Below are 12,347 nucleotides of genomic sequence, written 5' to 3'. Positions count from 1 at the left end.
TTCTGTGGTCATCGAGACATCTCTACCCGGGTTTCAAGAAGGTGCAGGCCGGCTTCCAGAACAAGATTGACGGCGTAATAGATCACCGCGACGGCCAGATAGAATTCGAACGGACTGTAGGTTTCGCTCACCGCGCGCTGGGCGCTGTAGACCAGCTCGGCGATACCGATGATGGAGACCAGGGAGGTGTCCTTGAGCAGCACGATCAAGTTGTTGCCAAGAGGAGCGATGGTGCTGCGCAGGGCTTGCGGAACGATGATGTAGCGCTGGGTCTGGCTGCGGCTCAGGCCAATGGAGCGCGCGCCTTCGACCTGGCCCGGATCCACCGACAGTACGCCGGCCCGAATGACGTCGGCGTTGTAGACGGCAAAATGCAGGCTCAGGCCGATGATCCCGGCCATCAATGCCGGGATGTCGATCCCCACTTGCACCAGGCCGTAGTAGATGAGGTACAGCTGTAACAGCAGCGGGGTGCCCATGAGCAGCCAGGTCATGAAGCGTATGGGCAGCGATACCAGCCTTGGGGTGTAGAGCACGATCAGGGCGAAGGCGATTCCCGCCAGCAGGCTCAAGGCGCTGGAGCTCAGGAACAGGACGACGGTCCACCACAGTCCGGTCGCCAGCAGTTCGGAATAAGGCGTCACGATACTCAGGTCGAGGCTTGGCATTGGAGGGTCTCACTTGGCCGCGAAGCGCTGATCGAGGTGGTCGACCAGCAACCTCACCGCGTAGACCATCACGATGTAAAGCACGGCCGATACCATGAAGATTTCAAATGGCTTGTAGGTCGAGCTGATGAACCGCTGCGCGGTATAGGACAGCTCGACCACGGAGATCGTCGACACCAGTGCCGAGCCCTTGATCAATGCCACGGCATTCACGCCCAGGGGCCGGATCATCAGCTTTGCCGTTTGCGGCAGGGTGATCAGCCAGAGGGTCTGGCCCTTGCTGAAACCAATGGAGCGAGCGGCTTCCACCTGCCCGGGATCGACGTTACCGATAGCGCCTCGAATGGACTCGGCCATGTAGGCCGCGATGTTCAGGCCCAGGCCGAGGACCCCGGCCGAGAACGGCTCCAGCTCCAGGCCGATTTGCGGGCCGCCAAAGTAGATGAGGAACAGCTGCACCAGGCAGGGCGTGCCGCGAAACACACTGATGTAGAGCCTGGCCAGGCAGCGCAGGATGAAGCTGCTGCACAGGCGCGCCGCCACCAGGACGATGGAAACCAGCAAGCCGAGCACCAGTGCCAGCAGTGACACTTGCACCGTGGTCCATGCGGCCTCGAGAAAAAACGGCAGCGTACGCTGTATGAGAGTCAGGTCCATGGGAAGGCTCGGAAAAATCAGGTGGACGGGCTCGACGCCGGGTCGAGCCAGGAGGCAAGGGCGTCAGCGAATATCCTTGCCGATCCACTGCATCGAGATCTTTTCGTAGCTGCCATCGGCGAGCATGTTGTCCAGCGCCTTCTGCAGCGCCGCCTTGAGTTCGGGGTTGTTCTTGCGCAGCGCGATGCCCATGCCTTCGATGCCGCCATCGCTGTCCGGGGGCGTGATGATGCGTACTTTCTGCCCGGTTTCCTTGACGGCCACCAGCACCGGGACGCTGTCCATCACGATGGCATCGATCCGCCCGGCCTCCAGGTCGACCAGCATCTCGGGAAGGCCCTTGTAGGTCTTCACCTTCAGGTTGCCGCGGGCCCTGGCCCATTTGTCGTGGGCATCGCCCAGGGTCACGCCGACCGTTACAACCTTGAGCTGGTCCAGGCTGTGGATCGCCGAGTCATCCTTGACCACTATCGTGCGCCCGGCGTGGTAGTAGGGGCCGGCGAAGTCCACGGCCCTCAGGCGCTCCGGGGTAATGGTCATGGAGGCGATGATGGCGTCGTATTTCTTGGCCAGCAGGCCGGCGATGATCCCGTCGAACGGCGTGGTGATGATGGTCACTTTCACCCCCAGCCGCTCAGCCAGGGCTTCGCTGATGGAGGCGTCGAAGCCGACGATCTGGTTCTGCTCGTTGGCGAAGCTGAAGGGGGAATACTGGCCGCTCATGGCGATGCGGATTTCCCTGGCTTGCTGGATCGTCTGCAGGTCATCGGCCTGGGCGGCAGTGGGACAGAGCAGCGCTGTGGCTGCCACGGTGGATGCGAACAACAGACCCTTGAGCGTTCTGGCTAGCATTGGATGGCACCTTTGAAGAATTTTTATTTGTTTTATCGGGCTCTTCACCCAGGCCTCGCAAAAAGCTTTGCACAGGCCACCCTGGAAAGCACCAGGCAAGGTGTTCACTTGCCGGGCACATTGCCGGAATTGGCCGGCACTATGCCGGCGCCGCGTGCAGCCCGCGCCGGCCCATGAGTGCTGTCTTTGCCGTGCCGTTGCTGGCGGCTTATTGCAGCGCCGCCTTGAAGCTCTCGTCCAGGACCTCGAGCAGGAAGTCGGCGTTCTTCTGGCTGAAGATCATCGATGGGCGCATTTTCAGCACGTTGTCGTAGGGGCCTTCGGTGCCGATCAAGATGCCGCGCTCCCGGGCGCCATCGGCGACCTTCCGGGCCAGCTCGGTGGCGGGGAACTTGCTCTTGCGATCGGTCACCAGTTCGATCCCCAGGAACAGCCCCAGCCCGCGCACATCGCCAATGGCCTCGTAGCGCTGCTGCAACTTGCCAAAGCCATCGAGCAGGTAATTGCCGATGGTCAGGGCGTTGAGTTTCAGGTTGTCGCGCTCGATCACCTCCAGGACGCTGAGCCCTACCGCACATGAAACCGGGCTGCCGGCGAAGGTGTTGAAGTACTCCATGCCATTGTCGAAGCTGTCGGCCAGCTCCCGCGTGGTGACCACCGCCGACAGCGGATGGCCATTGCCGATGGGCTTGCCCATGGACACCGCATCGGGCACCACCCCCTGGGTCTCGAACGCCCACCAGTGGCTGCCCACCCGGCCAAAACCGACCTGGACTTCGTCGGCCAGGCACAGGCCGCCTGCGGCGCGAACCATGGCATAGACCTCCCGCAAGTAGTTTTCCGGGAAGAAAAGCTGTCCGGCGACACTGGGAATGGACTCCGCCAGAAAGAACGCCGGCGCTCGATCCTGCTTGCGCATGCTCTCGATTTGCTCGGCCACGCTTTGCGCGAAACGCTGGCCCAGCTCCTCGGACGGCCAGTCGTCGGCGGCGCGGTAAGTATCCGGAACGGTCGCCTCGAACACATGTGCGGCGCGGCCTTTGCCGGCCTTGCGCTTGTACTTGTAGGGGCTGAGGTCGATCAGCTCCTGGGTCGTCCCGTGGTAGGCCCAGTCCAGCACGATGGCGTCGTTGCGCCCGGTGTGATTGCGCGCCATGCGCAGCATCAGGCTGTTGGCCTCGCTGCCCGAGCAACCGAAGGAGGCGACCGTCAGCCCTTCGGGCAAAGTGGCGGTGAGCCGCTCTGCATACTCCACGATAGTGTCGTGCAGGTAGCGGGTATTGGTGTTCAGCCGCGCTGCCTGGCGCGCCAGCGCTTGCACCACGTCCGGGTGGCTGTGGCCCAGGTGGCAGACGTTGTTGAAGCAGTCCAGGTAGGCCCGGCCGAAGTTATCGATCAGCCAGACTCCGTCGCCACGCACGAACTTGATCGGGTCCGAATAGGAAATCGACAGGTTGGGCAGCAGCAGCTCCTTGCGCCTGGCCACGATCTGGGCCTTGCTCCTTCCCTCCTGGCTGTAGGTTTCCGCGGGGATGCCGGCCAGCTCCGAGGCGTCGGGGAACAGGTCGGCCCACACATCCAGATAGGCCCGCTCGCCAACGCCGATGAACTCGCTGGCTTGCAGCTGGGTGTCGGTGGACATCTGCAGGTGCAGGTGGGGCAGCCAGCCGCCGTTTTCCGTGTCCGCGCCCATGTAGCCCAGCAGTGCGCCGGCTTCCAGATGATCGCCGGGCTTCAGGCGCTCCAGGGCTTCGTGAGCCAGGTGGCCCCACAGGGTCAGGAAGGGCGGGCAGCCCTGCGGCGCGTGCTCGAGCATGATCAAGCCGCCATAGCCAAGGGGTTCGGATTCGACCTCGACGCTGCGCACCACGCCGGCCACCGGGGTGTATAGCGGGGTGCCGGCGGGCATGATCAGGTCCACGCCGAGGTGGATGATCCGGCGCTGCCCTTCGATGAATCGCGAGACGAATGCCACGTCGGTGTAGATGGTCCGTTCTTCGCCCCAGGGGCCGATGCCGAGGGGGACCTTGTGCCGGGCAGAGAACTCATTCCACCACTGGGTCGCCTCCGCCGGACGTTGGGCGGCCGAGGCGATCGTCATCTCGTGGGAGGCGTCCGCGAACGGCACTATGACCTTGTTCAGGGTCGCTGCCGCTGGCCGCACGATATCCGCGAACGACTTGCGGTTGTCCATGACCCAGCGGCGCACCTCGCCGGCGCCTTCCATGGCGTCATGGCCACAAGCCTTGCGCAGGATCGCCGTCGCCAGTCGCGGGTGCATGCGATCCAGCCTTTCCAGCAGGCGCCAGGCCGGGGCTTCGCTGATCGCCAGGTAGGGGTTGTCCTGGGCCTGCTCTTGCCGCGATGCCGACAAGGTGACGCTGATGACCAGGCGCATGGCGATCAGGTTGAACAGCACATCCAGCTCTTGCGGTTGCAGGGGGAAGCGCTCGTGGAAGCCGGCAGTGAGAGCCGCGGCCGCGCCGATCGGGTCTTCCATGTCGAGGATGGCGTAGGCGCAGGCGATGGCGACTTCGGCGATGAGCACCGTATGCAGCGCATCGCCAAAGTCGATGATGCCCGCGACCTGCTGGTGGTTCTGCGGGTCGACGAGGATGTTCCAGTCGTTGCCGTCGTTGTGGATGACCTGGGTGCGCAAGCGTGCGAGCTTCGGCTGCACCGTGCTTTGGAAAGCATCGATGAAGCGCTCGAGGATGGCTCTTTTGCCAGGATCCTTGACCAAGTGCAGGCGTGACCTGGAGCGTGCGGCGTGGCGCAGGTCCCAGTCCAGATCGCGGACCGCGCCCGGATGCATGAAGCCTTGCAGTGCGCGATCCAGGTTGCCGAACGCCTGGCCCAGGCTACGCATCAACCCGGGCGTGCGCTTGACCTCGGCCAGGGGCGTGCCGTGCAGCCAGCTGACCAGGCGGACCGCATGGGTCTCGCCGGAAGGGGCCAGCGCAGAGGCGAGGAAGCCGCCTGCAAGGCTGGTCTTGAGCTGGGGTATGGCAAGTTCGGGATCGCTGTTGGCGAGGTGGTCGAGGATGGCGGTCTGCAGCTCGCTTTCGGTGCGCGGTTCGCTGGAGTTGACCACTTTCAGGATCCATCCCGCGTCGGTGCCCGTCTGCAAGCGGAAGTTGCAGTCACGTTCGCTAGCCAGGGGCGTGGCCGTGCCGGTGACATTGAACAACTGCTCGGCCAGCTGTTCGGCGGCGCTGCTGGAGAACTGCGGGGCGGGGTGGCGAAGGTCGGTCATGGCGGCGGTTTTCCAAGCTGTTCTTTTCAGTTAGCTTGGCATGCGCGGCCTGGGCGGGCAGTAGGTATGCGGTCGGCCCTGGCCGGCATATTGTCGGAATCGGCCGGCACAAAATCGGTAGCGGACTTGAGGAGTTGCAATGCGCGACCTCGATGCAAAAGATCGCGAAATACTCGAAATCCTGTCCAAGGAGGCGCGGATTGCCTTGAAGGCCCTGGCCGCGCGAATCGGCCTTTCAAGAAGCGCCACCAGCGAGCGGGTCATCAACCTGGAACGCAGTGGCGTGATCAGGGGTTACCGGGCCGATATCGGCGAAATCGATGCCCATGTGATTCGCGCCATCCTGCTGGTGAGCCTCAAGCGCACGCCGGCCATGGGTTTGCTCGACGTCCTGGCGCAGCACTCGCAGGTACGCCGCGTCTCTTCGGTCAGTGGCCAGCTCGACCTGGTGATCGAGATCGAGGCGCGGACCATCGATGACCTGAACCGCGTCCGGGATGCCGTCGCTACTCACGAATCGGTCGAGGACATCACCACGGCGGTGGTGCTGCGTCGCGACATCGATCGACAAAGCTCCTGATTCGCCGCGCGGGCCAGATCGGCCGGCAGGTTGCTCTTGCCGCCTGGTCCCGGTTGCCCGGGCTGTGGGGCAGGCCTGTCGCCTTGCTGCAATTGTGGGCTTCGCGGCCTGTACAATCCTCGTCGGTAAATAATAAAATGAGAAGCATTATCATTAATGCGAATCTCCCATGCACGACAACAGCACTGCCTCGCCCGTCGCCCAGTTGTATGTGAACCATCATGGCTGGCTGCGTGGCTGGCTGCACCGGCGCCTGGGGCACAGCGCCGATGCCGAGGACCTGGCCCACGACACCTTCATTCGCGTGCTGCGCTCCAAGGAAGACGTGCATGAGTTGCGCCAGCCCATGGCATTTCTCGCCACCATCGCCAACGGCCTGTTGATCAACCGCTGGCGGCGCCAGGCGATCGAGCGCGCTTACCTGGAGGCCCTGGCGGCGCGACCGATGGCCGAGGAGCCGTCGCCGCAAGAGCGGCACTTGATGATCGAGACCCTGCTGGAGCTGGACTCGCTGCTGGTGGGGTTGTCGATGCAGGTGCGGCAGATTTTCTTCCTGTCCCAGCTCGACGGCCTGACCTACCCGCAGATCGCCGCGCAACTGAGCCTGAGCGTGGCCCAGGTGCAGCGAGCCATGGGCAAGGCCTTCAGTGTCTGCTACGCGAGCCGTTTCGAATGAACGGCATGGCCGTCGACCCGCAGGTGCGCGACCGTGCCATCGACTGGCTGGTGCGCTCGCAGTCCGGGCTGATGAGCGTTGGCGAGCAACAGGCCCTGGAGCGCTGGCGGCAGTCCTGCGCCGAACATGAACAGGCCTGGCAGCGGGTCAGCAGCCTGCCATTGTTGTTGCAACCAGGCGTGGGGCTGTTGGCCGATGCGACGGCCCGGCGGACCCTGGAGGCCGCCGGAACCGATCCTCGGCGGCGCCGGCAATTGCTCAAGTGCCTGCTGGCTTTCGGGTTGCTGGGCGGGGTGTCCTGGCAGGGGGCGGATTCGACCCTGGTGCGCTCGGCCCTGGCTACCTACCGCACAGGTATTGGCGAACGGCGGCGCTGGACCCTGGCCGATGGCAGTGCGCTGTGGCTGAACACCGCCAGTGCGGTCGACCTCGAGTTCGATTCGCAGCGACGCAACGTGCAACTGATCGAGGGCGAGCTGGCGCTGGATGCGCGTGCGCAGGCTCCGGCCCTGCAACTGCTGACGCCCGATGTGTTGCTCCATGGCCATGGTGCCCATCTGCTGGTACGCCATGACTCCCTGGGGACCCAGGTCACGGTGTTGCGCGGGCAGCTGCAGGTCGAGCCTCGGCAGCGTCCGGCCTTCCTCAGCCTGGAGGCCGGCTGGCGGGTACGGGTCGACAGCCGTGGCGTCGGGGTGCCGAGTCCGGTCGATCCGTCCCTGGCCCAGGCCTGGTTGCGAGGTATCCTGCCGGCCGAACGCATGCGCCTGGATCAGGTGCTGGCCGAGCTGTCGCGCTATCGACCGGGGGTGTTGCGTTGCAGCGAGGCGGTGGCGGCCCTGCGGGTGACCGGCAGTTTCCAGCTGGACGACACCGATGCGGCCCTGGCGCTGATCGCCCGGACGCTGCCGGTGCGTATCGAGCGCCGGACCCGCTACTGGGTGACTGTGGTGCCGGTCTGAAAATATTTTTTTCTTCGTGCGCAGTTTTTGCCGAGCTCGCGGGGCCTCCAGGTATTACCCACCGGGACAGGTGGGTGCCAACCCCTAGGAGCCTTGCATGACATCCCCCGCCCGTGCCTTGCGCACCCGCACATTTGCCCTGCTATTTCTCAGTTTGCAGCCACTGGGCAGCGAGCTGGCGTTTGCCGTCGGCGAGCGCCAGTACCAGATCGATGCCGGCCCGCTGGATGAGGTCCTGGCGCGTTTCGGGGCGCAGGCGGGCATCAGCATGGCGGGCAATGCCTTGCTCACCGCAGGCAAGACCAGCCGGGGCTTGCACGGTGAATTCACCGCCGAGAATGGCCTGAGCCAGTTGTTGCAGGACACCGGCCTGGGCTTCCAGCGCCAGCCCGACGGCGGTTATGCCTTGCGCTTGCGCCAGGAGTCGGTAGCCCTGCCAGTGCAGAAGGTCAGGGGCGAGAATCCTGATCAGGACGAGGTCTACCGAGCGCCACGTTCCTCGGTGTACATCTCCAGCGAAGACCTGCAACGCTTCGGCGTGGTTTCGGTGGGCGACATGCTCAAGGGCCAGCCCGGCGTACAGGTAGGTGACAGCCGCAATGGCGGTGGCTTGGATGTGAACATCCGCGGCATTCAGGGGCAGAGTCGGGTGGCGGTGACGGTGGACGGTTCGCAGCAGGCACTGGACGTCTATCGTGGTTATGCCGGCACCCAGCAGCGCAGCTACATCGATCCCGACCTGATCAGCGACGTCAGCATCGACAAGGGCCCGAGCCTGACCTCCAGCGCCATCGGCGGCACGGTGAAAATGCGCACCATCGGCGTCGACGATATCTTGCGTGAGGGCAAGGATGTCGGCCTGCGCTTGAAGGGCGACCTGTGGAACAACGGCGTCGCGCCGGCCTCGCGCGATGGCCACTCCAGGACCCAGGACCTGTATTCCGAGCCGCACCAGAGCCGTGGTGGCCTGTTCGGTTCGGAAGCTGAAGCCGGCAGCGCCGCGTTCGCCTATCGCCATGACCTGTTCGATGTGGTGGCCGCCTACGCCAAGCGCAACCAGGGCAACTACTTCGCCGGCAAGAAGGGCCAGGACCGCTACCGCGTCTACAACCGCTATGGCGACGAAGAGAGCAGCGTAGCCAAGACCTACAATGCCGACGAGGAAGTGCTCAACTCCTCGTCACGGACCGAGTCGTTCCTGCTCAAGACCACCCTGCGCCCGGCGGACGGCCACACCTTCGAGTTGGGCTATCGCCGCTACGACGGGCGCATTGGCGAAATCATGCCTTCGGACATCTTCCGTTTCGGCACGGGCGGCATCTACCAGTATCCGTTGGGCCAGACCAAGATCGACACCTATACCGCGCGCTACAACTACCTGCCCGACAACAACCCCTTGGTGGACCTGACTGCCGGCCTGTGGATGACCGACGCACAGACCAGCCAGCTGACTTCGGTGGCGGCGCCGGCATCCCAGGCCTATCGCTCGGACCGTAGCTGGAGTCGCCAGGCCGACCAGCGCATCGGGGGCGACTTGAACAACAGCTCGCGGTTCAAGACCGACTACGGCGACTTGAAGCTGGACCTGGGCGGTTCGTTCCAGATCGAGGACCTCAAGCCGCAGAAAGGGGTGGTGACCACCCAGCACGACATCAACGCCAACCGCATGTTGCGCGAAGGTTCGCGGCAGGAGTTCAGCCTCAACGGCAAGCTGGAATACAAGCCCGTGCAGAGCCTCACCCTATGGGGCGGCGGACGCTACACCTACTACCGCACCAAGGATGAAATTCCCCAGGCCAGCGCCCGCCGCGAGGAGCTCGAGCACAAGTACGTGATGGTTTCCAAGCCCGGCAACTACGGCTACCTGATGTGGTTCCCCGACCAGACCGGCCAGTACACCGATGCCACCGATCCGCGGTTGAACAACGGTACGGTGTTCACCAATACCAACTTCCCATTCGAAGGCACGCCCTACAACCAGTATGGTGCCACCAGTACCAGCGTCTATGGCGCCCAGGTGGGGGAGGTGGTCACCGGCTATGCCTACTCCGGCAAGGATCGCAACAGTGGCGGCGCCTTCGCCCCGGCCTTTGGCGTCAACCTGGAAGTGGCGCCCGATACCTTCATCTATGCCTCGTACACCCAGGGCATGCGCATGCCTTCGCTGTTCGAGACCAGCCAGGGAGTGCTGCAGACCATGCCGGGCAAGAACCTCAAGCCGGAGCGCTCGAGCAACTGGGAAATCGGCGCCAGCACGCTGCACAAAGACTTGCTGGTGGACGGTGACTCGGCCGCGATCAAGGTGGCCTACTTCAACAACACCATCAAGAACTACATCACTCGCTACTACGACCCGAGCCCGGGCCTGTGGGGCCTGATGCGCTTCAGCAACACCGACAGCTTCAAGACCAGCGGCCTGGAGCTGCAGACCCGCTATGATGCCGGCCGGGTGTTCGCCGACCTGTCGTCCACCTACTACCTGAAGACCGAAACCTGCGACTCGCAATTCGCCGCTACGTTGCGGGCCACCAGCAACCGCTACCAGCCAACCGCCGATACGCCGAACTGTACCCCGGGCAGTTTCATGGGCTCCTACACCAACACCCAGAACCCGCCGCGGATCGCCGGCAACCTGACCACCGGCTTGCGCTTCTTCGACCAGAGCCTGACTCTCGGTACCCGCATCACCTATACCTCGGGGCCTACCGTCACCGCCGACAAACCCTGGCAGACTGGCGCCACCACCACGCAGTTGAACTACCGGGAAGTGGCCCTGGTGGATCTGTTCCTCCACTACAAGCTGCAGGATCACACCAGCTTCAACGTCTCGTTGCAGAACCTCACCGATCGCTACTACCTCGACCCGTTGGCGCAAAGCTTCATGCCCGCGCCGGGGCGCACGCTGCGGGTGGGGATGCAGACGAAGTTCTAAGGGCGGGCAAGGAGCGCGTCGGCGTGGGCCGATGCTCTCCTTGGGAGGGTGAACGAGCCGGAGCAGCTCACTCGGCGCGGAGGCTAGAAGGCGATTTCAACGGGCGTCCGGTTCCGGAACAGGTCCATGACCGGGCAAGAGTGGTCAACGCTTTCCTTGAGGGCCATGAGCTCCTCTTTACTGGCCGTGCTATCGAACTTGACCGTCCCGCGTATGCCGGTGAAGCCGGGGCGGGTTTCATCATCGACCGCGAAGAACCCCCTCAGATCGAGTGTTCCTTCAAGGGTGACGCTGACTTCCTTGAGCGGTATCCCGAGGGCGGCCGCATGGAGGTGATAACTGATTTCCTGGCAGGTCGCCAGGGAGGCGAGGGCCATCTCCACGGGGTTGGGCCCCTGGTTCGTTCCCCCCAGGTTTTGCGGTTCATCGATATCCAGGATGAACTCGCGGATTTTCACCTGGCGATGCAGCGCACCATCGCCGCTGCTGGTCACCGAGAAAGTCGCCGTGGCCTTTCCCGGGTTCGCCCTGAAAAAATCCTGGCTCGAGAGAAACAGTGATTTCAGTTGTTCGGACATGCACAGCTCCTTTGTGTTTGCAGGTTCGATGGCTGGATTTGTAGCGGGTACAGGAGTGTCGTGCAACCCGGATCGTCAGGATCGCAAGCTGCACCGCGCCTCTTCGGCCTGCAGGCGCAGGATCAGCCCCGACTGGAACTCGATCACCAGGTGGTGATCGGTGGGGAAGTCGTCGCTGAGGTAGAACTCACCGGTGGCGGCATCCTGCGGTACCACGCCGATGGCGTGCAGGCAACGATCGTCCTCCGGGCCCCAGGCGCAATCACGGCCATCGGCCGAGAAGTAGCTCACGCCGCTGAAGAGCAGGTCGATCGCCTCGGGTTCCTCGGCGGGCACCCAGGGTTCTGGCCACCGGCGAAAGTGCAGGGCCAGGGTGCGGCTCGTGACGTCGTACCGGATATGCTCGGCCCGGTAGAAGTTGTGCAGGTCGTGGGCGCGGCCCTGTACTTGCACCTCGATGTGTCCTAGCACGAAATCGTGAAACAGCATGTTCCGGTCCTTGTTCCGGTAGGCCGCTGGGGGGGCCGGGTAGTTGGCTCAGGAACCTGGAATCAGGCCTTCCTCGAGCAGGGCCAGGGCGCCGACGATCAGTGCATGCATGCCCTGGATCAGTTCGGCCTCCATCTCCGCCACTTCCGCCAGGCGATCAGCCTCCAGTTCCGGCTCTTGGCCTGACACTGCATAGACCGTATCGGCCACGGCGAAGCAGTGGAACGCCACCGTGGCCAGCAACCAGCGGGCCTGCTGCGGCGCGATGTCGTAGGCCTGGGCGATATGCAGCTGGTGCTCGATGATCTTGTCCAGCATCGGCTGGGTCGCCGCCAGCCGGCGGATCATGTAGGGCGTCAGCCCCGGATGCGCCTTGACGAACTCCCGGGCCGAGGTGGCGAACAGGATCAGGTAGTCCTTGAGGCTGGTGCGCTGTTCGGCGTTGACCCGGGGGATCTGCCAGCGCTGGAACAGCTCCTCGGCGATGAGGCTCTTGAGCGCATCGAGTCCCGCGATGTGCTTGTACAGCGCCATGTGGCTGACGCCCAGGGCGGCGGCGACGCCGACGAAAGTGATGTTCGACAAGCCGATGCCGATGCCGGCATCGGCGATCCGTTCCCGGGTGATGGTGCGCGGGCGCCCGCGCGCCGGGGTTTTCTGTGGCGGTTCCATGGAGAGGTCCTGGCTCGATGAGGCA

At 64.0% G+C, this 12,347-nt stretch carries 11 protein-coding genes; 4 read left to right on the top strand and 7 right to left on the bottom strand.

Annotated features, from left to right (window positions below; all coding sequences use genetic code 11):
• Positions 1 to 8: 8 nt before the first annotated feature.
• From CAG11_RS12920 to CAG11_RS12905, 4 genes are all read right to left on the bottom strand, one after another.
• The gene (locus tag CAG11_RS12920; RefSeq protein ID WP_022643710.1) at positions 9 to 668 is read right to left on the bottom strand and encodes an amino acid ABC transporter permease; all 660 of its coding nucleotides are present in this window, start codon (positions 666 to 668) and stop codon (positions 9 to 11) included.
• Between the two features lie 9 nt (positions 669 to 677).
• Entirely contained in the window at positions 678 to 1,325 is a 648-nt protein-coding gene (locus tag CAG11_RS12915; RefSeq protein ID WP_085596644.1) for an amino acid ABC transporter permease, read from the bottom strand.
• A gap of 63 nt (positions 1,326 to 1,388) precedes the next feature.
• Entirely contained in the window at positions 1,389 to 2,177 is a 789-nt protein-coding gene (locus CAG11_RS12910) for an ABC transporter substrate-binding protein (protein WP_085596643.1), read from the bottom strand.
• Positions 2,178 to 2,385: 208 nt separating this feature from the next.
• On the bottom strand, positions 2,386 to 5,433 hold the full coding sequence (locus CAG11_RS12905; protein ID WP_085596642.1) for an aminotransferase class III-fold pyridoxal phosphate-dependent enzyme: 3,048 nt from the start codon (positions 5,431 to 5,433) through the stop codon (positions 2,386 to 2,388).
• A gap of 139 nt (positions 5,434 to 5,572) precedes the next feature.
• On the opposite strand from CAG11_RS12905, the gene CAG11_RS12900 reads away from it, so the two are divergent.
• From CAG11_RS12900 to CAG11_RS12885, 4 genes are all read left to right on the top strand, one after another.
• Entirely contained in the window at positions 5,573 to 6,013 is a 441-nt protein-coding gene (locus tag CAG11_RS12900; protein ID WP_085596641.1) for an Lrp/AsnC family transcriptional regulator, read from the top strand.
• Between the two features lie 169 nt (positions 6,014 to 6,182).
• Positions 6,183 to 6,689 (top strand): sigma-70 family RNA polymerase sigma factor, encoded by a 507-nt coding sequence (locus tag CAG11_RS12895; RefSeq protein ID WP_085596640.1) that lies wholly within the window; start codon positions 6,183 to 6,185, stop codon positions 6,687 to 6,689.
• Positions 6,686 to 7,651 (top strand): FecR domain-containing protein, encoded by a 966-nt coding sequence (locus CAG11_RS12890; protein ID WP_085596639.1) that lies wholly within the window; start codon positions 6,686 to 6,688, stop codon positions 7,649 to 7,651. The genes CAG11_RS12895 and CAG11_RS12890 overlap by 4 nt, the downstream gene beginning before the upstream one ends.
• A 97-nt stretch (positions 7,652 to 7,748) precedes the next feature.
• On the top strand, positions 7,749 to 10,583 hold the full coding sequence (locus CAG11_RS12885) for a TonB-dependent receptor (protein ID WP_085596638.1): 2,835 nt from the start codon (positions 7,749 to 7,751) through the stop codon (positions 10,581 to 10,583).
• Positions 10,584 to 10,666: 83 nt separating this feature from the next.
• On the opposite strand, the gene CAG11_RS12880 is transcribed toward CAG11_RS12885, so the two are convergent.
• The 3 genes from CAG11_RS12880 to CAG11_RS12870 form a co-directional block, all read right to left on the bottom strand.
• Positions 10,667 to 11,161: an OsmC family protein gene (locus CAG11_RS12880; protein ID WP_085596637.1), complete on the bottom strand. Its 495-nt coding sequence runs from the start codon at positions 11,159 to 11,161 to the stop codon at positions 10,667 to 10,669.
• A gap of 75 nt (positions 11,162 to 11,236) precedes the next feature.
• Positions 11,237 to 11,650, bottom strand: coding sequence for a hypothetical protein (locus CAG11_RS12875; protein ID WP_085596636.1), 414 nt, complete (start codon positions 11,648 to 11,650; stop codon positions 11,237 to 11,239).
• A 48-nt stretch (positions 11,651 to 11,698) separates the two neighbouring features.
• Positions 11,699 to 12,322 (bottom strand): TetR/AcrR family transcriptional regulator, encoded by a 624-nt coding sequence (locus tag CAG11_RS12870; protein ID WP_085596635.1) that lies wholly within the window; start codon positions 12,320 to 12,322, stop codon positions 11,699 to 11,701.
• Positions 12,323 to 12,347 lie beyond the last annotated feature (25 nt).

Source organism: Pseudomonas sp. B6(2017) (genome assembly GCF_002112765.1).
Taxonomy (GTDB): domain Bacteria; phylum Pseudomonadota; class Gammaproteobacteria; order Pseudomonadales; family Pseudomonadaceae; genus Aquipseudomonas; species Aquipseudomonas piscis.
The sequence above is the reverse complement of the archived record's forward strand: the minus strand, read 5'-3'. Positions and strand labels throughout refer to the sequence as shown.

Coding starts and splice junctions, on each gene's coding strand:
- CAG11_RS12895 (WP_085596640.1), top strand. CDS start 6,183: ATGCACGACAACAGCACTGCCTCGCCCGTCGCCCAGTTGTATGTGAAC.
- CAG11_RS12915 (WP_085596644.1), bottom strand. CDS start 1,325: ATGGACCTGACTCTCATACAGCGTACGCTGCCGTTTTTTCTCGAGGCC.
- CAG11_RS12875 (WP_085596636.1), bottom strand. CDS start 11,650: ATGCTGTTTCACGATTTCGTGCTAGGACACATCGAGGTGCAAGTACAG.
- CAG11_RS12885 (WP_085596638.1), top strand. CDS start 7,749: ATGACATCCCCCGCCCGTGCCTTGCGCACCCGCACATTTGCCCTGCTA.
- CAG11_RS12905 (WP_085596642.1), bottom strand. CDS start 5,433: ATGACCGACCTTCGCCACCCCGCCCCGCAGTTCTCCAGCAGCGCCGCC.
- CAG11_RS12920 (WP_022643710.1), bottom strand. CDS start 668: ATGCCAAGCCTCGACCTGAGTATCGTGACGCCTTATTCCGAACTGCTG.
- CAG11_RS12880 (WP_085596637.1), bottom strand. CDS start 11,161: ATGTCCGAACAACTGAAATCACTGTTTCTCTCGAGCCAGGATTTTTTC.
- CAG11_RS12870 (WP_085596635.1), bottom strand. CDS start 12,322: ATGGAACCGCCACAGAAAACCCCGGCGCGCGGGCGCCCGCGCACCATC.
- CAG11_RS12900 (WP_085596641.1), top strand. CDS start 5,573: ATGCGCGACCTCGATGCAAAAGATCGCGAAATACTCGAAATCCTGTCC.
- CAG11_RS12890 (WP_085596639.1), top strand. CDS start 6,686: ATGAACGGCATGGCCGTCGACCCGCAGGTGCGCGACCGTGCCATCGAC.
- CAG11_RS12910 (WP_085596643.1), bottom strand. CDS start 2,177: ATGCTAGCCAGAACGCTCAAGGGTCTGTTGTTCGCATCCACCGTGGCA.